Below are 20,739 nucleotides of genomic sequence, written 5' to 3'. Positions count from 1 at the left end.
CCCGGATCGCGGACCACACCTGAGCCGCTCCGGCGACCCCGCCACACTCGGCATTCCCGCTCCCCTCGGCTTCTCCGCCCCGCCAGTCCCCCGACTCGCGCCGGCCGCCCCCGAGCATCCGCGGCGGATGCGGGCCGGCCCCCTCCCCCGTCCGGGCATCTTTCGCCTGGCCAGCGGTCCCATCCAAGCCGCGGACATCCGGAGGCCACTAAGTCGGAAACCGATCTAGCATATGTATTTCTTTAGTGGGGGAGCGTGATCGCTCCATGGAGTCGGTCCGTGCCGCTTGCCACGCTCTTTTCCGCGCTCCGGCATCCGCGCCGGCTCACGGCGCGGATGCGCGGCACGTCGGCACGTCGGCGCGGCGTTGGGGGGCATGGGTTCGCGCTTCCGGGCACGCGCGCCGGAGGACCGGTCCCGGAGGGGGCGATCCGAGTTCCCGGCTCCCAGCAAAGGAACGCCTGCGGGCACGGAACGGCCGCGGGCATCGCCGCCCGCGGCCCGTCCCGTCCCGGGACCTAGTCGAGCACCTCGCCGGTGGTCATGTTCACCGCCGGCGCGGCCGGCTCCCCCTCGGCCAGGATGGCGACCAGCTGCGCCGCGAGGGCGGGTCCGACGCCGGGCACCTCGCGCAACTCCTCCTCGGTGGCCGCGCGCATGCGCTTGAGCGACCCGAAGTGCTTCAGCAGCGCCGCGCGCCTGGCAGGGCCGAGGCCGGGCACGTCGTCGAGCGTCGAGGCGATCATGGAGACCGAGCGCTTCTTGCGGTGGAAGGTGATGGCGAAGCGGTGGGCCTCGTCGCGGATCCGCTGCAGCAGGTACAGCCCGTGGGAGGCGCGCGGGAGGATGACCGGGAACTCGTCGTCGGGCAGCCACAGCTCCTCGAGCCGCTTGGCCAGGCCCACCACATACACGTCGTCGATGCCCAGGTCCTCCAGCGCCCTCACCGCCGCGGCGACCTGCGGCGGGCCGCCGTCGACCACCACCAGCGACGGCGGGTAGGCGAACTTCCGCGGCGCGCCGAGACCAATCTCCTCCTCGTCGGGGTCGATGGCGCCGCTGATCGCCGGCGCCATGTGCGTCTGGTCCTGGAGGTAGTGGCGGAAGCGGCGGGTGATGACGTCGTACATCGAGGCGGTGTCGTCGCGCGCGGCGTCCCCGGTGATGTTGAACTTGCGGTAGTCGGACTTCTTGGGCAGCCCATCCTCGACCACCACCATGGAGGCGACCACGTTGGTGCCCTGGACGTGGGAGATGTCGTAGCACTCGATGCGCATCAGCGGCACGGGCAGCCCAAGCGCTTCCTGCAGCTCCTGCAGGGCGGCGCTGCGGTTGCTGATGTCCCCGGCGCGCCGGGACTTGTGCAGGCGCAGCGCCTGCTCGGCGTTGTCCCTCACCGTCTCCAGGAGCGCCGCCTTCTCCCCGCGCTGGGGCACGCGCAGGCTGACCGCGGCGCCGCGCAGGCCGCGGAGCCATTCGGCGAGGTCGACGGCGTCGGCCGGCTCCACCGGCACCAGCACCTCGCGCGGGATGCGTTCGGTCCCGGCCCCCTCGCCGTACACCTGCTGGAGCAGGTGCTCGATGAACTCCTCGGGGGTGGAATCCTCCACTTTCTCCACCACCCAGCCGCGCTGGCCGCGGATGCGGCCGTTGCGCACGTGGAAGACCTGCACGGCGGCCTCCAGCTCGTCCTCGGACACGGCGAACACGTCCGCCTCGGTGTCCTCGGCCAGGACCACCGCGTTGCGTTCGAACACGCGGCGCAGCGCGGCGATGTCGTCCCGGTAGCGGGCGGCGTTCTCGTACTCCATGGCCGTGGCGGCCGCGGCCATCTTCGCCTCGAGGTCGCGGATGAACCGGGTGCCCTCGCCGCCCATGAAGCGGCAGAGATCGGCGGCCAGCTCCTTGTGGTCCTCCGGGCTGATCCGGCCCACGCAGGGGGCCGAGCACTTGTCGATGTAGCCGAGCAGGCAGGGCCGCCCGCTGGCCTCGGCGCGGCGGAACACGCCCGCGCTGCAGGTGCGCACCGGAAACACGCGCAGCAGGGTGTCCAGGGTGTCGCGGATGGCCTTGGCCGGGTAGAACGGGCCGAAGTACTTCACGTCCTTGCGCCGGTCCCCGCGCATCACCTGGGCGCGCGGGTACTTCTCCCCCATCGTGACGGCCAGGTAGGGGTAGGACTTGTCGTCGCGGAAGACGATGTTGAACCGCGGCGCGAACTCCTTGATCCAGGTGTATTCGAGCTGGATCGCCTCCAGCTCGCTGCCCACCACGGTCCACTCGACGCCGGCGGCGGTGTGCACCATCGCATGGGTCTTGGGGGTAAGGGTGGAGACGTTCGCGAAGTAGGAGTTGAGCCGCTGGCGCAGGCTCTTGGCCTTGCCGACGTAGATGACGCGGCCGTGCGGGTCGCGGAAGCGGTAGACGCCGGGGGCCGTGGGGATCTCCCCCGGCCGCGGCCGGTAGCTGGACGGGTCGGCCATGGTGAAGAGGCTACTCCGCCGCCGGGGCCTGGTTGTACCCCTCGGCGCGCTGCTGGCCGGTGAGGGCGGCGATGGCGTCCACGATCGTGTCCGTGGCTCGGCGGCGTTCCGGCAGCGGGTGCTTGGGGCCGACCTTGTCGAAGCGCAGCGGCTCGCCGACCTTGAGCGTGAAGTGGCGCGGCACGATCCGGTTGCTGCCGGGGCGCTGCAGCTGCTCGGTGCCGATCAGGCCCACGGGCACCACGGGGGCGCCGGTGGACAGTGCCAGCCAGCCGACGCCGGTGCGGCCGCGGTAGAGCAGGCCGTCGCGGGAGCGCGTGCCCTCGGGGTAGATGCCCACGGCTCCCCCGCCGTCGAGCACCCCCACCAGCGAGTCGAGGGCCGCCACGGAGGCGGCCTGCTCGCCGCGCTCGACCGGGATGGAACCGACCGACTCGAAGAACGCCTTCATGACCGCCCCCCTCGCCCCGGGGGTGGTGAAGTACTCGGCCTTGGCGAAGAAGGCGACCGGGCGCGGCATCAGGGCCTGGATGATGATGCTGTCCAGGAAGGACAGGTGGTTGGAGGCGACGATGAACGGCTCCTGGGCCGGAATGTGCTCCATGCCGGTGACCGTTGGACGGCACGTGGCCTTAATGGTCCCGCGGAAGGATGCGCGGACGACCTCGAAGAATGGCACCTACTCTGCCTTGCCTTTCGTTTCGGGGACCTGGGTCCCGGGGAGGCCTCCGAAGAGGATGTCCTCCAGTTCATGGGCCGAATGGACGATGGCGGCGGCACCGGCCGCCTCCAGCTCGCCGGGCAGGGCGAAGCCCCAGGCGACGCCGATGCACTCGAGCCCGCAGACGGTGGCGCCCTGGACGTCGAAGTGCCGGTCCCCCACCATCACGGCCGTGTCGGGCCCGGCATCGAGGGCTTCCAGGGCGGCCCGGACGATGTGGCCCTTGCCCGGACCCTCGGCCAGCGAATCCTGTTCGGCGGCGGCGGCTCCGCGGACGGCGTCGAACTTGTCCAGCAGCCCCTGGGCCTCCAGCAGGGCCAGGGCGATGTGCTCCGGCTTGGAGGTGGCCACGGCCAGGGTGATCCCCGCCGCGCGCAGCCCGTCCAGCAGCCCGGGAATGCCGGGGTACGGGCGGCTCCTGAAGATGCCGTGCCGCGAGTACTCGGAGCGGTAGTCGCGGATCACGGCGGGCAGCCGGGCCTCGGTCATGCCCGGGACCGTCATGAGCCCGTGGGCCAGCGGCGGACCGACCAGCGTGTCCAGCAGCGCCTGCCCGGGATCGGGGATTCCGCTGCTCAGCAGCGCGTGCCGGATCCCTCCCGTGATGGCTCCGGCGGGGTCGACGAGGGTTCCGTCGAGGTCGAAGAGCACGGAGCGGGCGGGAAACTTCACCCCGACATTCTTGCACGTCGGACGCGCCTGCCCGGCGCCCATGCCGCGCGCGGAATGCGTCGCGGCACGGGCGCCCCGGTTCCCGGCCTAGAGGATCCCGGCCAGGAAGCGCCCGGTGTGGCTTTCGGCGACCTTGGCGACCTCCTCGGGGGTGCCCTGGGCCACCACCTGTCCGCCGCCGGAGCCGCCCTCCGGGCCCATGTCGATGACCCAGTCGGCGGACTTGACGACGTCCAGGTTGTGCTCGATCGTGATGACCGAGTTGCCCTTCTCGACCAGCCCCTGCAGGACCAGCAGCAGCTTGCGGATGTCCTCGAAGTGCAGCCCGGTGGTCGGTTCGTCCAGCACGTAGATGCTGCGCCCGTTGGAGCGCTTCTGCAGCTCCGCCGCCAGCTTGACGCGCTGGGCCTCGCCGCCGGAGAGCGTGGTGGCCGGCTGGCCGAGGCGGACGTACCCCAACCCGACGTCGACCAGGGTGTTCAGGTGGCGGGCGATCGGGGTGAAGGCGGCGAAGAACTCGGCGCCCTCCTCGATGGGCATGTCCAGCACCTCGGCGATGTTCTTGCCCTTGTAGTGGACCTCCAGCGTCTCGCGGTTGTAGCGCGCGCCGTGGCAGACCTCGCAGGGGACGTAGACGTCCGGCAGGAAGTTCATCTCGATCTTCAGCGTGCCGTCGCCGGAGCAGGACTCGCAGCGTCCGCCCTTGACGTTGAAGGAGAAGCGGCCCGGCTGGTAGCCGCGGACCTTGGCCTCGTTCGTCTCCGCGAACAGCTTGCGGATGTGGTCGAAGACGCCGGTGTAGGTGGCGGGGTTGGAGCGCGGGGTGCGGCCGATGGGGCTCTGGTCGACGTGGATGACCTTGTCCAGGTGCTCCAGGCCCTCCACCCGGGTGTGCCGGCCGGCGACCTGCTTGGCGTTGTTGAGCTTGTTGGCCAGGACCTTGTAGAGGATGTCGTTGACCAGCGTCGACTTGCCGGAGCCGCTGACGCCGGTGACGGCGGTGAACACGCCCAGCGGGAACTTGACGGTGAGGTCGCGCAGGTTGTTTTCGCGGGCACCCAGGACGGCGAGCTGGCGCTTCTTGTCGACCTTGCGGCGGGCGGCGGGGACCTCGATGCGGCGGCGGCCGGAGAGGTAGTCGCCGGTGATGGACTCGGTGTTCTCCCGCAGGTCGGCCAGGGATCCCGAGTGGACGACCTGGCCGCCGTGCTCGCCGGCGCCCGGACCGATGTCGACGATCCAGTCGGCCTCGGCGATCGTGTCCTCGTCGTGTTCGACGACGATGAGCGTGTTGCCGAGGTTGCGCAGCCGGGTGAGCGTCTCGATCAGGCGGCGGTTGTCCCGCTGGTGCAGGCCGATCGAGGGTTCGTCCAGCACGTACAGCACCCCTACCAGCCCGGAGCCGATCTGGGTGGCCAGCCGGATGCGCTGGGCCTCGCCGCCGGAGAGCGTGCCCGCGGCACGTTCCAGGTTCAGGTACTCCAGGCCGACGTCGAGCAGGAAGCGCAGGCGCGCCTGGATCTCCTTGAGCACCTGGGCGGCGATCTGCGCCTCGCGGCCGGTCAGCTCCAGCCCCTCCAGGAACGCGGAGCACTCGCGCATCGGCAGCGCGCAGACCTCGGCGATGGAGCGGCCGTTGATGCGCACGGAGAGCGACGCCGGGTTCAGGCGGGCGCCGTTGCAGTCCGGGCAGGGAACCTCGCGCATGTACTCCGCGTACCGCTCGCGCGCGTTCTCCGATTCGGTTTCCTCGTGCTTGCGGTGGATGTACTGCACCACGCCCTCGAAGCCGGTGCTGTACTTGCGCTCGCGGCCGAAGCGGTTGCGGTACTGGACCACCACCTTGTGGTCCTTGCCGTGCAGGATCGCCTGGCGCGCCACGGCCGGCAGCTTGCCCCACGGGGTGTCCAAGGAGAAGTCCAGCTCCGCGGACAGCCCCTCGAGCAGCCGGTTCCAGTACTCGGTGGTGGCCGTGCCGAGGGACCACGGGGCGATCGCTCCCTCGCGCAGCGAGGCGTCCGGGTCCGGAACGATCAGGTCCTCGTCGACCTCCAGGCGGGTGCCGATGCCGGTGCAGGCCGGGCAGGCGCCGAACGGGTTGTTGAAGGAGAAGGACCGCGGTTCGATCTCGTCGATGGCCAGCGGGTGCTCGTTCGGGCAGGCCAGGTTCTCCGAGAAGGCGCGAACCCGCTCGTCGTCGGACGCGTCCAGGTCCACGAAGTCGGCCAGCACGCGGCCATCGGCGAGCGCGAGGGCGGTTTCGATGGAGTCGGTGAGGCGCTGGCGGATGCCGTCCTTGGCGACGAGGCGGTCGACGACGACCTCGATGGTGTGCTTGAACTGCTTGCCGAGTTTGGGGGGGTCGGTGAGTTGGATGGTTTCGCCGTCGACGCGGGCGCGGGAGTAGCCCTTGGCGGCGAGTTCCTTGAAGAGGTCGGCGAACTCGCCCTTGCGTCCGCGCACGACGGGAGCGAGGACCTGGAAGCGGGTCTTTTCGGGAAGTTCGAGGAGCTGGTCGACGATCTGCTGGGGGGTTTGGCGGGTGACGGGTTCGCCGCATTCGGGGCAGTAGGCCCGTCCCACGCGTGCCCAGAGCAGGCGCATGTAGTCGTAGATCTCGGTGATGGTGCCGACGGTGGAGCGGGGGTTCTTGCTGGTGGACTTCTGGTCGATGGAGACGGCCGGGGAGAGTCCTTCGATGAAGTCGACGTCGGGCTTGTCCACCTGGCCAAGGAACTGCCGGGCGTAGGCGGAGAGGGATTCGACGTAGCGGCGCTGGCCTTCGGCGAAGATGGTGTCGAAGGCGAGGGAGGACTTGCCGGAGCCGGAGAGGCCGGTGAAGACGATCATGGCATCGCGGGGCAGGTCGAGGTCCACGTTGCGCAGGTTGTGTTCGCGGGCGCCCTTGACGATGATCCGGGTGAGATCGTGGTGCTTGGCGGGGGCGGGGCTGACGTCGAAGATGCTGTTGGTGTTGGCCACCCACTTATGGTAGTCGAAAAGCTTTTCGAAGACACATTCGAACCACCTGCGGGCGGGGCTCCCCTAGCGGGCGCGGAAGGCGGCCCGCACGTAGTCGAGGGCGGCGTCCTCGTCGATTCCCCAGCGCACGGCTTCGGCCGCGAAGGCGGCGGCCGCCTCGCCCAGGTGGCGGCCGGCGTCGTCGCCCGAGGCTTCGACGACGGTGCCGTTGCGCCCCCGGGTGGAGACGGCCCCGGCGTGTTCGAGTTCGCGGTAGGCGCGGGCCACGGTGTTGACGGCGACGCCCAGGTGTCCGGCGAGCGCGCGGACGGGGGTGAGGCGGGTTCCGGGCAGGAGGGTGCCTTGGGCGATGGCGTCGAGGATCTGGTGGCGGATCTGGTCGTAGGGGGCGCGGGGATCCTCGGGCCTGACGGTCACGAATGCAAGCACCTCGGGGTCCATGGTTCCTCCGTTCCGGGTGGTCCGGCGGGCGCCGGGTCCCCGGCAAGCGTACCGTTCGGGCGGGCGGGGCGGCAGGTGCGGGGATCGGCGCCGCCGTGGTCCGGGGCGCACGGGTCCGGGGTGCGGGCGTGGGTAGGGTGGGCGCATGACTAGCACATCGACACTGCTTCACGACCTGGCCCGCGTGAGCATCCGCTCCGTCGCGGTGTCCGAGCACAACAACAACGTCTACCTGGTGACCGCGAAGGATTCGGGCGCGCAGGTGCTGATCGATGCGGCGGACGACCTGCCGGCGATCCGGTCCCTGCTGGCCGAGGGCGCGGCGGATGCCACCGTCCCGGCCCGGCTGGAACTGGTCGCCACGACCCACCAGCACTGGGACCACGTGCGCGCGCTGCCGGAGCTGGTGGAGCGGACGGGGGTGCGCACGGCGGCGGGTGCGGAGGATGCGCCGGCGATCCTGGCGGAGAAGGGGGTGGCGACCGATACCGTGCTCCACCACGGGGACGTGCTGGAGTTCGAGGGCTTCTCCTTGGCGTGTGTGCACCTGCGGGGGCATACCCCGGGCTCGATCGCGTTCGTGTACACGGACCCCGAGGGGCCGGTGCACATCTTCAGCGGGGATTCGCTGTTCCCGGGCGGGGTGGGCAACACGTGGAAGGACCCGGAGCGCTTCGCGTCGCTGCTCGAAGATGTTATCGAACGTTTGTTCGAACGGTACCCGGATGACGCGCTCGTGCACCCCGGCCACGGGGCGGGAACCACCTTGGGTACCGAGCGTCCGCACCTGGACGAATGGCGGGAGCGCGGCTGGTAGCCGGTCCCCCGGCGGGGGTGCTCAGCCCTCCAGCAGCTCGTACCCGTACAGCTCGAACCCCACCCTGGGGGACTCCCCGCCGCCGGTGACCAGATCCACCTGGCGGCGGGCCTGTTCCTCGACGGGGATATCGGCGAGCGCGCGCAGGTAGCGTTCGTGGGCCATCAGCGAGCGCACCGCCCTTTCCAGGGATTCCGGGGAGACGGTAACGGCGTGCGTGGGCCAGGGAGATGAGACCGCGGTCCACGCCACCGTGTGCGGGGCCAGGCCCTCGGCGGCGAGCTCGGGGAAGATCCATTCGTTGGCGGCGTCGGCGACGGCGTTCAGGACGGATCGGCCCAGCACCTGGTGGTCCTGGGAGTTCCAGGCGCCCGGTCCCCAGGTGTCCCGGTGGTTGAGCGTGACGACGCCGTCGGGGCGGTGGATGCGGATGGCGCGCGCGATGTCCCGGCGCAGCGCCGGGCTTTCCTGGAGCCGTCCGTCCGGGTACTCGAGGAAGTCGACGCCGCTCACGCCCACCTGCGCGGCGGCGCGGCGCTGCTCCGCCTCGCGCAGCGGTCCGGACTGGGCCGGGGGCAGGCCCGCGATCCCGGCCTCGCCGCGCGTGGCCAGCAGGTAGGAGACCTCGCGGCCGGCGGCGGTCCACTCGGCGACGGCGGCCGCCACCCCGTATTCGGGATCGTCCGGGTGGGCCATCACCACCAGGGCGCGGCGCCAGTTTGCGGGCATCGGTTCCAATGCGGGGCGGTCATCCATCCGTTCCTCCGCGGGTTCGATTTTTCCAGGGGTTCGGTCAGCCCTGCTTGCGTCCCACGAAGAAGATCCTGCGGAACGGGAACACCGTCAGGGCGCGCCCGTCGGGGCCGGGGAACGCCGGGTAGGCGGTGCGCAGCGCCGCGCCGTATTCGGCCTCGAAGGCGGCGGCCTCCTCCGCATCCAGCGCATCGAGCACCGGGCGCAGCGTGGTCCCGCGGACCCACTCCAGCACCGGGTCGGTTCCCTCCAGCACGTGCTGGTAGGTGGTCTCCCAGACGTCGGCATCGAACCCGTGGTCCAGCAGCAGCCGCAGGTAGCCGGCCGGCTCCGCGACGGCGTCACCGTCCGGGCCTGCACTGCCCAGGCTGGCACTGTCCGGGCCTGCACCCTGCCGAAGGATCCCGTGCCGCACGATCCCGCCCAGCCTGCCGGCCCACCGCGGGGATTCGGCCAGCCGGCGCAGCAGCGCGTGCGAGGGTGCCGTGAAGTTCCCCGGCACCTGCGCGGCGAACCAGGCGCCCGGGGCCAGGCCGTCAAGCCATCGCCCCACCAGGTCCAGGTGTCCGGGGATCCACTGGAGCATGGCGTTGGTGACCACCACGTCCGTACCGGGATCCGGATCCCAGGCCCCGGCGTCGGCCTGCGCGAAAGTGAGGTTGGGACGGTGGGCGTCCGTCCCGGCGTCGTGCGCCGCACGGGCCGTGGCGACCATCCGCGGGGAGGAGTCCAGGCCCAGCACCCGGGCGCCGGGCCAGCGGTCGGCGAGCGCGGCCGTCAATCCGCCGGGACCGCACCCGAGGTCCACGACCGCGCGGGGCTCCCAGGCGTGGGGCGCGGTGGCGCCGATGCGGGCGGCGAGGTCGAAGAAGGGACGCCCGCGCGGGTCCGCGTGCCTCAGGTACAGGTCCGGGTCCCAGCTGGTGGAAGGCATGGGGCCAGCCTACGGGGCAACGGGAGGGGGCTATAGGGTGGGAAGACCATGAAACTCACCGAGCTGATCCCTTCCACCGCTCCCCGCGGCACCACCCCCGAATCGACCTACGCCGCCTTCCTCGAATGGGTGGAGGACCGGGGCATCGGCCTGTACCCCGCCCAGGACGAGGCGGTCATGGAACTGGTGCAGGGCAACAACGTCATCCTGGCCACCCCCACCGGGTCCGGGAAGTCGCTGGTGGCGGTGGCCGCCCACTTCCATGCGCTGGCCCGCGGCGAGGTGAGCTTCTACACGGCCCCGATCAAGGCGCTGGTCTCGGAGAAGTTCTTCGACCTGTGCGGGATCTTCGGGGCCGAGAACGTGGGCATGGTCACCGGGGATTCCTCCGTGAACGCCGACGCGCCGATCATCTGCTGCACCGCGGAGATCCTGGCGAACATCGCGCTGCGCGAGGGCCGGGAGGCGGACGTGGCCACCGTCATCATGGACGAGTTCCACTTCTACTCCGATCCGCAGCGCGGCTGGGCCTGGCAGGTGCCGCTGCTGGAGCTGCCGCAGGCGCAGTTCCTGCTGATGTCCGCCACCCTGGGCGACGTGTCCCGCTTCGAGGACGAACTCACGCTGCGCACCGGCCGGCACACCGCCACCGTGGCCCATGCCGAGCGGCCCATCCCGCTGCACTACTACTACTCGCAGGACCCGGTCCAGGAGGCCATCGAGGAGCTGCTCTCCACCCGGCAGACCCCCGTCTACGTGGTGCACTTCTCCCAGCTGGAAGCGATCGAGCGCGCGCAGAACCTGATGAGCATCAACGTGTGCACCCGCGAGGAGAAGGACCGCATCGGCGAACTCATCGCCGGGTTCCGCTTCTCCGCGGGCTTCGGCAAGACGCTGAACCGACTGGTGCGCCACGGCATCGGCGTGCACCACGCGGGCATGCTGCCCAAGTACCGGCGCCTGGTCGAGCAGCTGGCGCAGGCGGGGCTGCTGAAGGTCATCTGCGGCACCGACACCCTGGGCGTGGGCATCAACGTGCCGATCCGCACCGTGCTGCTCACCGCACTGAGCAAGTACGACGGCGTGCGCACCCGCCTGCTCAACGCCCGCGAGTTCCACCAGATCGCCGGCCGCGCCGGGCGGGCCGGGTTCGACACGGCAGGCACCGTCGTGGTGCAGGCCCCCGAGCACGCGATCGAAAACAAGAAGTCCATGGACAAGGCGGTCGCCAAGTTCGGCGACGACCAGCGCAAGCTGCGCCAGGTGGTGAAGAAGAAGCCGCCGCAGGGATTCGTCACCTGGGGCGAAAAGACGTTCGAAAAGATGGTCGAGTCCGTCCCGGATCCGCTGTCCTCCTCCTTCACCGTCACCCACGCGATGCTGCTGAACCTGCTGGAACGCCCCGGCGACGCGTTCGCCGCGGCCCGCCGCCTGCTCACCGAGAACCACGAGCCCCCGACCCGCCAGCGCGCCCTGCAGCGCCGCGCCCTGGGCATCCTGCGCGAACTGCTCGCCACCGGGGTGGTGGAGCGCCTGGAGAAGCCGGACGCGTACGGCAACCGGCTGGCCCTGACGGTGCACCTGCAGCAGAACTTCGCGCTGAACCAGCCGCTGTCCCCGTTCGCGCTGGCGGCGCTGGAACTGCTGGACAAGGAGGCGCCCTCCTACGCCCTGGACGTGGTCTCCGTGATCGAGGCGACGCTGGAGAAGCCGCGCCAGGTCCTCAACGCGCAGGAGAAAAAGGCCCGCGGCGAGGCGGTGGCCGCGATGAAGTCCGAGGGCCTGGACTACGACGCCCGCATGGCCGCCCTGGAGGAGGTCACCTACGCCCAGCCGCTGGCCGAGATGCTCGGGGAGGCCTTCGAGACCTACCGGCGCGGCGCCCCGTGGCTGGGCGACTTCGAACTGGCGCCCAAGTCCGTGGTCCGGGACCTGTACGAACGCGCCATGAGCTTTGGCGAATACATCCAGTTCTATTCGCTGGCCCGCTCCGAGGGCATCCTGCTGCGCTACCTCACCGACGCGTACAAGGCGCTGAACCAGACCGTGCCGCAGGACGCGCTGCGCGAGGACCTGGCCGACCTGATCGCCTGGCTGGGGGAACTGGTCCGCCAGATCGACTCCAGCCTGCTCGACGAGTGGGAGCAGCTGGCCTCCGGCGCCGTCCCGGAGAACCCGGCCGAGGACATCCTGCCCCCGGCCCCGGACCGGCTCACCTCCAACGAGCGCGCCTTCCGCGTGATGGTCCGCAACGAGATGTTCCGCCGCGTGCAGCTGTTCGCCGACGAGAAGGACGAGGAGCTCGGCGCCCTGGACGGGGCCGCGGGGTTCGACGCCGATGCCTGGGCCGACACCATGGACGCCTACTTCGAGGAGCACGGGGACATCGACGACGGCCCCGGCGGCCGCGGCCCCCAGTACCTGCTCATCACCCCCGGCCGCGAGGCCTGGAAGGTGCGCCAGATCTTCAAGGACCCGGCCGGCAACAACGACTGGGGCATCGACGCGACCGTCGACCTGGCCGCCTCCGACGAGGCCGGCTCCGCGGTGGTCACCGTGACCCGCGTCGGACGCCTGGACTAGGGCGCATCTCCCAAGGGTGGTCCGTCCGTCTTGACGCGGGTACGTCGCGCTGATCGATCTCGATGAGCTTCGCGCCGCCAGCGTCGGCGAACCACACCGACCCGCAACTGAGCGGCGCCCCCGCCTCAGCCGAAGCGGCAACGCCCGAGCTCCCAGCCCGGATCAGCCAGCCAACTGGTCGAAGACGCTGGTTATCAGGCCGCCGGCATCGAGCGTGGGTTGGCGGACGATGATGTTGTCCAGGCTGAGGTCAAGTCCCTTGGCCTCGGACCAGCGGACGGGGATCTCGACGCCGAGCTCCACGCCGGGGCCGAACTCGCCGAGGGTGCGCTGCCAGGGGCCGAACGTGTGGGAGACTTCGGTGACGCGGAGGTCGACGCCGATGGTCACCGACGCGTTGGCGGCGAGCCGGAACTTGGGGCGGACATTGGCCGCGACCCGGGTCTCGAGGGCGAGGCCGGCCGTCGGGCTCCAGTCGACCTCGAGGCCGGCGGAGGTGTCGGCCTGGATGCCAAGGGTGCCCCGGAGGCCGACGCGGCCCTGGGCGTAGGCGACCGCGGCGCGGGCGCGGAGGCCGCCGCCGACGTCGAGGGTGAGGCCGGCGTACACCGGGAGGAAGAACTCGCCCTGGCCGTGCACGGTGGCGAGCTCGGGGCGGTCGAGGTCCAGCTCGGCGGTGATGGCGGCGCCGCGGATGAGGCCGGCTCCGACGTACGCTTCGAAGGCGATGCGGGCGTCGACGAACGCGAACACGCCGACACCGACACCCGCGACCGAGACGCCCCAGATGGGGAACTCGGGGGGCTCGAGGTGGAGCAGGTCCTTGCTGTAGTCCCGCCGGGGGAACACCTCGAACTCGGGCGGGAGGGCGATGGTGCCGCTGAGGATAACCCGGTTGTCTGGCGTGAGCTCGACGCCTGCGGTGCCCTGCAGGATGTTGCCGAACCGGATGGTCACGCTTCCCCGGCCCCAGGCCCGGATCGTGCCGGTCGGCGGACCGTCGACCGGGTTGCCGTTTTCGTCGACCGGAGCGTTGGTGGCGGTGAAGTTGATGGTGCCGTTCGCGGGGCCCTTGGCGACCTGACCCGCGGCGGTCATGGTGATCCGGCCGTCGAGGTAGCGCAGGTCGATGGTGCCGGTTGCTCCGGGGACGGCGAGCGTCGCCTGGCCGGTGCCCCCGAAGCTCCAGCCGCCCTCGGGACTCCTGGTCGCGGCCAGCGACATTGTCGCGTTCCGGACCGCCGGCAGGTTCGCGAACGGCAGCCGGATGTTGTCGGCGCCGATGCGCAGCCCCTGGTCGGGGGTGTAGGCGACGGTGAGCACCGTGCCGGCCAGGGGCGCGGCCATGTTGATGGTGCCGTTGAAGTCGAGCCGGTCCCGCGAGACGAGCACGGTCACGGTGCCCGAGTCGACGCCGGGGATCTTGCCCTTGTCTACCCGAAGCGTCCCGCCGGCGGTCAGGGTGTCGGTGGCCAGGTCGTACGTCGCGGTGACCTCGGCGGGGGTGAAGAAGTCGGTGTCGAAGCTGAACGCGCCAGCGAGCCGCGGACCGGCGCGGTCCATCTCGGCCGTTACCGATCCCGAGCCGAGGCCGTTGACCAGGAATCCGGCGTACCCCTCGATGAACAGCCCTTGGGCGCCGACGCCCAGCGAAAGCGCGGCCTCGCTGACCGTGAGCGGCCCCAGGTTGAGGTTCTCGGTCGGCACCGGGAAGCTGATCATGACGCGGTCGCCGTACAGCACGAGCGGGACGTTCAGTCCGGGGATCAACGCCTTGGACGACAGGATGCTGCCCGTCCCGACCGGCACCCCCTCGGCGTTTAGCCCGAGATCCGCGAACGTCAGCGGGCTCAGCCCCGAGAAGTTCAGCGTGCCGAACGCCGCTTTCAATGATTCGCGGGAGACCACACCAGCGATGCCGAACCGCGGATCGCGCAGCACGTCGATGGGCTTGGTCATCGGGCCGAGCGGGTTGGATGTATCTGGCCGCTGCTTGTTCATCGTCACGGTGAGCGTAGCCAGCTTGGTCTGGCCCTCGTTGGTGGCGGCGTCGAAGTATCTGCCGCCGACGACCCATAGGTTGGGGAACAGCCAGTTGGCACCCTCGACATTGCCCTCGGAATTGAGCTCGACGTTCGTCATCTTCCCGCCCGCGGGCGTCGGGAAGACCCGCAGCCGGGGCGGCCGTGCTCCGCTGTCGGAGAGGCGCAGATTGGCGGCGACCAGGTCGGGCTCGGTCATGAATTTGAGGTGGTCGAGGTGGATCCCCTCTTCGATCTGTTTCGGTGTCCAGAAGACGGTCGTGGTGTTTCCGAAACCGGTTCCCGCCATCACCGTGCTGAAGCGGAGGATCCAGCCGCGCTTTGTCTTGGTCACGTTCGTCGGCTTCTCGGTGTCGGGGATGCTCTTGTAGTCCTGGACCTCGTCGATGAGGGTCTTGAGATCGCGGTTGATGTTGGCCTTCAGCTTGCTGCCAACGAGCTGGTTGTAGGCGCCCCGGAGCAGCCACATGTTGTCCCCGGCGTCCTTACCGCCGATCTGCAGCTCGAGGAAGTGGTCGGCCTGCAACCCGGCGTCGCGGCCCGACACGGGGGCCCCGCTCGGGCTCCACTGCGGCCTGAGGAGGGCGCTCTGGTCGGCCAGCTCGTTCAGGGTGCCGATGAACACGTGCTGGTTGCTGTTCTTGAACTGCAGATAGTAGATCGGCTGGCCGCCGGCGCCACCTGGGAGCTGGGGCACGTTCGGCGTGCCGGCGAGCATCTTGTCCAGCCTGGTGCGCACGCCGGTCTTGAACTTGGTGCGCGCGTGGCTCTCCCAGACCTCGAACGCCTTGCTGCCGCCTCGCTCGTCGACCGGGCCCAGCGTGTACGGCTGACCGATGGCAGGAGGCTCCCGGCCATCGGTCGTGACAGGTGTTACGTCCCCGCCGGCGGTGCCCTTGAGGGCACCCGCGATGGCCGGGAGGGCCAGCACCGGGAGGGTGATCGTGCCCAGGGCGTTCCCGACATCGGTGGTCTCGATGGCACCCCCCGGCAGCTTGGTGGAGGCGAACTTCGTCGCCGTCAGCGCCGTCGACTGGTCCTGCTGCTCCTCCTGCTTCGGCGAGGTCGTGCCGGTGCCCGGAGTGGTCGTCCGCTGCACCTTGGTCCGTGCCGTGCCGCCGGTACCGGCCTGCTGCACCGTATGGGTCAGTTCGTGGGCGATCAGCTCTCGGCCCGACGGGGTGTGCGGGCGGTACTCTCCGGCATTGAAGAATACGTCCCGCCCGACGGTGAACGCCCGCGCATGCAGGGCCTGGGCCGCGCTGGCCGCGCCGCCGTCGTGATGCACCCGCACGCCGGAGAAGTCATGGCCGAGGCGGCTCTCCATCAGGCTCCTCGCACCGCCGTCGAGAGCCTGCCCGCCGCTCGCCTGCATCCGGCCGATCGAGCTCTCCACCCCTGCCGGCGCGACGCCCACGCCGCCGCTGCCCGTTGCGTCGCGTTGGGCGCGCTTGCCCGGCCGCTTGTCGTCGTCGACCCGCGGCAGCGAGGACGCCGGCTTGCGCTGGGCGGGTCGCGCCCGCTTGGACGCCAAGTCCTCGGGCTTCTCCTTCGTCGCCGGCGGGAGGGGCGCGCACTGCGCTCCCAGCGCGGTGATCGAAGGAGGGATGTACGCCGCCCCCTCACCGCGGCCGATCGCCTGGCGGGCCACGGTGTCGGCCTCGCGCTCGAAGCGGTCGTTGGAAGCGCCGACCGCGAGCTTTTTTTGGATCGGCTTCTTCTCGGCCGGCTTCTTCTTCGGTGCGGCCTTGGCCGGGCTGACCGGCTTGGCGGCGGGCATGGCGGGCTATCCCTCCTCCACGATCTCGATCGTCGCCATCGTGGTGGCGAGAGCCGAGGAGAGGGCGTCAGCCTGGGCGCGGTCGAGACCGAAACGCTCCGCCACGTCCGCCGGCTTCAGCCGGGACACCCGCTCTGCCTCACTCCACCGCGTGACGCGGCCGGCCTTCAGCAACGCGGCGGCCGCAGAGGAACTCCCCACGCCGGCCCGCTCCGCTTCGGGCTGGTGGGCGAGCACGGAGGCGACCACCGACAACCGGCCGGCGTCCGTCAGCCGACCCTGCACGTTCAGGCCGACGCCACCGTCGACCTCCCGGATTTTGGTGACCTTCGGTGTCGAGTCGTCGGAGGCGTACAGCCAGACCTTGGCGACCGGCACGCCGCTCGCCCTGAGTTTCTTGAGGACCTGGGTCAGCGAGCCTCCCGGCTTCGGCAGGGGTCCCGAGTGCTCCGGCTGTTCGTCACCGCCGCACGCGTGCTGGGTCGGCGCCTGGGGCGTCGACTCGCCCAGCTCAACGAGGCGGTACGTCGCCAGCGGTCCCGGCGCGATCGTCGCCTCCTCGTCGCGGTGAACGACCCTCTCGCCGATGCTGACCCTCAGGCCGAGCGCCCGCTCGGAGTCGACGGTCAGGGCGAAGCTGCCCGCCTTGTCGGTGTCGATGCAGACGAGCGCCTCGTCGTCGCCGACCAGGGCCACCACGGCCCCGACGACCGGATCGCCGTCGTCGAGCACGTGTCCATAGACGCCTACGGTGCCTTTGCCGGCCCGGGGTTCGGTAACCCTCAGCCGACGCACCTCGGCCTGCGCGACGCGCACGGCGGCGTCACTCGCCTCGGCCTCGGCGCGGCGGGCCGCCACGGACGGCGATCCGCGGGCCTCGGCCCGGGCGAGCTCCAGCCTCGCCTGCCGGGACCGCATCCCGGCCATCGCCTCCCCCAGCCCGTTGCCGAGCAGCATCACCAGGCCGTGGGCCTCCTGCGGCTCCGGTATCATGCCCTGCAACTTCCGCAAGGCAGCGAGGGTTTCGTTGTTCTCCCTCATCGGCGTCCTCCCCCTCTCGTTACTACGCTACGCGTTCAGGTTGAGCTGTACCTGAGAGCCAACCAGTCCGACTGCATGGATGGGCCGGGTCGTCTGGTTCAGGGCCGCGGAGTTCCACACCCGGGCGAGGCTGGCCACCGACAGGACCGTCGGCACGGCCTCCTGCCCGCGGTTCCCGGTGATCCGCACCGTGACACCCAGAATGAGGGCATCGATGACGGCGAAGCGGCTGTCGGGCTCGATGCCGAACTGGTTGTCGGCGAAGCCGACGTCGTCGGATGACCCGATGAAGATCGCCGACAGCGTCATGGGCGGTCCGTCGGGGAGCGGCCGGTGCAGGCTCACCTGGTTGTCGTGGAACATCGTGGGCCCGCCGCATCGGAACTGGAACGCCGCGTTCGTTGCCGGCAGGTGGGTGACGGACGTGGAGGGACTCACCACCTGGGCAAAGATCTCCGCCAGCCCCATGCCACGACCGCTCGCGTCCTTCTGGATCAGCGCCAGGTCGGTGGCGACCGCCAGGTTCACCAGGTTGACCGCGTCGCCACCGAGAAGGTCGAGGATCAGCTCGACCCGGCTCAGGTCGAAACCGGACCCCGACGTGCGGATTCCCTGGGCGTACTGCAGGTGTGTCGCTGCGCTCTGCAGCGCCGCGAACAGCCGGCTCCGGTTGCCCCCGACCAGCCGGTTGTCGTTCACCATGACCGGCCCCAGGGCCAACGCCCGGAGGGCCCGACCCGCAGGCTGGCTGACGATGTTGCCGTGCATCGTCAGCGCCGGGGTGTCGCTGCCGGCCATCGCGCCGGCGCCCTCGGCGCCGATGCCGGCCTTCACGGCCGACAGGTGGACCCCTGCGTTGGGTCCGGCCACCACACGCTCGGCATCGAACCGGCCATTGTCCTCGATCCGGTTGTCCGCGACCCGGACGTCCTCGCCGTACACGATCCCGATCCCGCACGTCCCGCCGCCGAATTCGCTGCCGTTGCGCAGGATCTCGTTGCCGCGCAACACGCAGTCGAGCGCGACGGCGAGCGCGATCCCGCCAACCGGAAAAAAGGCCCGCAGGAGCTTGTCGTCGACGTTGACCTCGAACTGGAGGTTGTCGGCGACCAGGTTGTCGGCGATGAGCAGGCGGCTGACGGTGACGGCGTCGCCGATCGGACGGTCAGGCAACAGTCCGAGCGGGTACGTCGCGATGCCGCTGCTGCCCATCCCGAGGACCCGGTTGTGCAGGATCTCGACGTCCTCGACCATCCCCTCCGAGACGGGCACTTCCACCTCTTCGCCGCCGCCGGTGGGGTCCGGGTCCACCGGCTCGACGCCGATGCACCCCGCCTCGCCGGTGACGTGGCGGAAGCCCTGGAGCATGTCCTGCCAGCCATGCTTCACCGAGCCGGCGTCGCTCGAGGCGTGGGCCTTGACCGCTTCCACCAGGACGATGTCGCCCTCCCTCTCGAGCCTGGCTCGGCCGACTTTCAAGAACATGATGGATCCGAGCGTAATGCCGATGCCGGCGCCGTCCTCGATAAGGCAGTCACGGATGGTTACGCCCAGTGAGCCTCCGCCGATCTGGACGCCGCCCAGGACCAGCCGCCCGGGGACCATCCCCTGCTCGCGCCGGGCACGGACCTCGCAGCGCTCCACGACGAGGCCCTTTCCCTGCAGGAAGACCGCCGGCAGGCTCTCAAAGTCCTGGAGCCGGGTGGCCTCCGGGAACGGGCCCGCCAGCACCCGGCACCGCAGGAGGGTCGTACCCTCCATGGAACGCGCCAGAACGGCGCACCCCGCAGGCGCGACGAAGACGCAGTCCTGCACGAGCAGCCCGCCGTGCTCGACCACGTCATCGGACGGGTCCCGGCGACCGGCCACGATGGCTGGCGCCGTACCGGATTCGAAGACGATGTCGGAGAAGCCGATGCCCATCGTGTCGATCACGCAGACCAACGGCTCGTCGGGATCCTTGGGCACCCAGGTGGTTTTGCCCGGGCAGCCGGTGAACCGGAGGTCGCGCCGGCCGTCGACCACCACGTTGGCTGGGTGCCTACCCGCTAGCAGGCACACCGTGCCGCCCTCGGGCGGCACGAGTGCCAGCGCATCGGCGATCGAGTCCACGTCACCGACGTGGGTCCCGGGAGGACCGACGGTGATCGTGCAGCACGTTCGGATCTTGTGCAGCGGCCGGAACCGCTCCCGGCAGTCGTGCACGTCGCCGGTCTTCAGGTCGACGATCGCCAGTGCGGCCACGTGCCTGCGCGGCCCGTGCGCCCGCATCCCCTCCCGCAGGGCCCACGGCAGCACCCGCGCCGGAGCGTCGGGACGTGCGGAGACGGTCCAGCCGTCACCCGGCAGGGTGGCGCCGTCGAAGGTGACGGTGAGCCCGGTGCCGACCAGGGTGCGCCCGGTGCCGATGGTGAAGGGCACGGCGGGGTCGGCACCGACCCCGCCCCCGGTCCAGACCCGCACGTAGAGGTGCCGCTTGGTGCCCGCCGGTGCCGCCGGGTCGAGGGGCGAGGTGGCCAGCCAGGTGAGCCAGGAGGGTTTGACGTCGGACCCGACCTGGATCGACCCGTCCTGGTAGCCGCCCGTCACCCGGAAGTAGTCTCCGTCGAGCTCGGCGATCCGTTCGTAATTGGGCAACAGGACGTCGCCGCGCAGCAGTTCAACGGTCTGGCCGGGGCGGGGGCGCAGGTACTCGTCACGCGGCTCGGTGAGGAACCGGATGGTGCGCTTGTCCGCGCCGACGGTGACCCGGTAGAGCTGGGCCGCGTTGTCCTCGCCCCACACGAAGAAGCCGGGGCGGGTGCGCTTGATCCGGTAGCAGTTGTTGCGGTTGCCGAGGTACCCCGGCTCGACCGCGGGCTTGCAGAGGTCGAGGTCGGCATCGGTGTCGTCGAAGCCGATCGTCAGTGTTCCCGGGGACGCGATCGCACCGGTCAGCGGATCGAGCGCGTCGGCGGCCTCGGGCGCCAGTACCTCGGCCAGGGCTTTGCCGCAGTCGTCCCACGTGGTCGGCGCCTGACGCACCCGCCAGCACAGGCGGGTACGGCCGGACCCGTCCGCCCCCCGCAGGGCCGGCTCCAGCAGTTCGGCGTCCTGGACCCCGGTGACGACGCGCTCCTCGACCTCCAGCCAAACCAGCACCCGGCTTCCGCGGCCCACCGGCTCGTCCTGGGTGAGCCAGTTGCCGTCGACCTGGTCGGCGTACGCGAGCCGCCCGGGGTTCTCCACCCGGGCTCCGCCCAGGTAGTAGCTGCCGGGCAGGATGGCGAAGCCGTCGTCGACCCCGGTGGGCACGACGATCTTGAAGCCGTCGTCCGGCGTGCCCAGCGGCGTGATCGTCTCGACGAACTCGGAGTCGTGCGTCCAGTCACCCAACTCGGCGGAGTGGGTCTCCTCCGCGTCGGTGGGCAGCCGCCCCTGCTGGCGGACGACGGCGTGGAACAGCTTGTCGCGGTCTGCGAAGCTGCGGGAGACATCGGCGGTCATGGCG

The 20,739-nt window shown here is 70.6% G+C and carries 12 protein-coding genes; 2 read left to right on the top strand and 10 right to left on the bottom strand.

Features of this window, described 5'->3' with window-relative positions; translation table 11 throughout:
* Positions 1-518: 518 nt before the first annotated feature.
* The 5 genes from uvrC to ABD912_RS14060 form a co-directional block, all read right to left on the bottom strand.
* Positions 519-2,483, bottom strand: a complete 1,965-nt coding sequence (gene uvrC / locus ABD912_RS14080; protein WP_345151659.1) for an excinuclease ABC subunit UvrC — start codon at positions 2,481-2,483, stop codon at positions 519-521.
* 10 nt (positions 2,484-2,493) lie between these two features.
* Positions 2,494-3,162 (bottom strand): lysophospholipid acyltransferase family protein, encoded by a 669-nt coding sequence (locus ABD912_RS14075; protein WP_345151657.1) that lies wholly within the window; start codon positions 3,160-3,162, stop codon positions 2,494-2,496.
* Complete coding sequence (locus tag ABD912_RS14070; RefSeq protein WP_345151654.1) at positions 3,163-3,876, bottom strand: HAD hydrolase-like protein; 714 nt, start codon at positions 3,874-3,876, stop codon at positions 3,163-3,165.
* A gap of 87 nt (positions 3,877-3,963) precedes the next feature.
* Positions 3,964-6,858 (bottom strand): excinuclease ABC subunit UvrA, encoded by a 2,895-nt coding sequence (uvrA, locus tag ABD912_RS14065; RefSeq protein ID WP_345151652.1) that lies wholly within the window; start codon positions 6,856-6,858, stop codon positions 3,964-3,966.
* A gap of 63 nt (positions 6,859-6,921) precedes the next feature.
* Positions 6,922-7,299, bottom strand: coding sequence for a GntR family transcriptional regulator (locus ABD912_RS14060; protein ID WP_345151650.1), 378 nt, complete (start codon positions 7,297-7,299; stop codon positions 6,922-6,924).
* Positions 7,300-7,444: 145 nt separating this feature from the next.
* Here ABD912_RS14060 and ABD912_RS14055 point away from each other — a divergent pair, with 145 nt between their 5' ends.
* A complete protein-coding gene (locus ABD912_RS14055; protein WP_345151649.1) occupies positions 7,445-8,116 on the top strand; it encodes an MBL fold metallo-hydrolase in 672 nt (223 codons plus the stop codon).
* 21 nt (positions 8,117-8,137) lie between these two features.
* Here ABD912_RS14055 and ABD912_RS14050 read toward each other — a convergent pair whose 3' ends face one another.
* Positions 8,138-8,845 (bottom strand): PIG-L deacetylase family protein, encoded by a 708-nt coding sequence (locus tag ABD912_RS14050; RefSeq protein WP_345151648.1) that lies wholly within the window; start codon positions 8,843-8,845, stop codon positions 8,138-8,140.
* A gap of 64 nt (positions 8,846-8,909) precedes the next feature.
* Positions 8,910-9,803, bottom strand: a complete 894-nt coding sequence (locus ABD912_RS14045; protein WP_345151647.1) for a methyltransferase domain-containing protein — start codon at positions 9,801-9,803, stop codon at positions 8,910-8,912.
* A 48-nt stretch (positions 9,804-9,851) separates the two neighbouring features.
* On the opposite strand from ABD912_RS14045, the gene ABD912_RS14040 reads away from it, so the two are divergent.
* Positions 9,852-12,386, top strand: a complete 2,535-nt coding sequence (locus tag ABD912_RS14040; protein ID WP_345151645.1) for a DEAD/DEAH box helicase — start codon at positions 9,852-9,854, stop codon at positions 12,384-12,386.
* Between the two features lie 162 nt (positions 12,387-12,548).
* Here the strand turns inward: ABD912_RS14040 and ABD912_RS14035 are convergent, their stop codons facing one another.
* The 3 genes from ABD912_RS14035 to ABD912_RS14025 all read right to left on the bottom strand — a co-directional run bounded on the left by ABD912_RS14035 (position 12,549) and on the right by ABD912_RS14025 (position 20,735).
* Positions 12,549-16,208: an eCIS core domain-containing protein gene (locus ABD912_RS14035; protein ID WP_345151642.1), complete on the bottom strand. Its 3,660-nt coding sequence runs from the start codon at positions 16,206-16,208 to the stop codon at positions 12,549-12,551.
* 6 nt (positions 16,209-16,214) lie between these two features.
* Positions 16,215-17,201, bottom strand: a complete 987-nt coding sequence (locus ABD912_RS14030; protein ID WP_345151641.1) for a hypothetical protein — start codon at positions 17,199-17,201, stop codon at positions 16,215-16,217.
* A 75-nt stretch (positions 17,202-17,276) separates the two neighbouring features.
* Positions 17,277-20,735 carry a hypothetical protein gene (locus ABD912_RS14025; RefSeq protein ID WP_345151640.1) on the bottom strand — a complete coding sequence of 1,153 codons (3,459 nt, stop codon included), beginning with the start codon at positions 20,733-20,735 and terminating at the stop codon, positions 17,277-17,279.
* Between the last annotated feature and the right edge of the window lie 4 nt (positions 20,736-20,739).

Origin of the sequence: Arthrobacter ginkgonis (assembly GCF_039540195.1) — a bacterium.
GTDB classification, from domain to species: Bacteria; Actinomycetota; Actinomycetes; order Actinomycetales; family Micrococcaceae; genus Zafaria; species Zafaria ginkgonis.
Note: the sequence above shows the minus strand (reverse complement) of the source record. Positions and strands in the feature narration are given on the sequence as shown.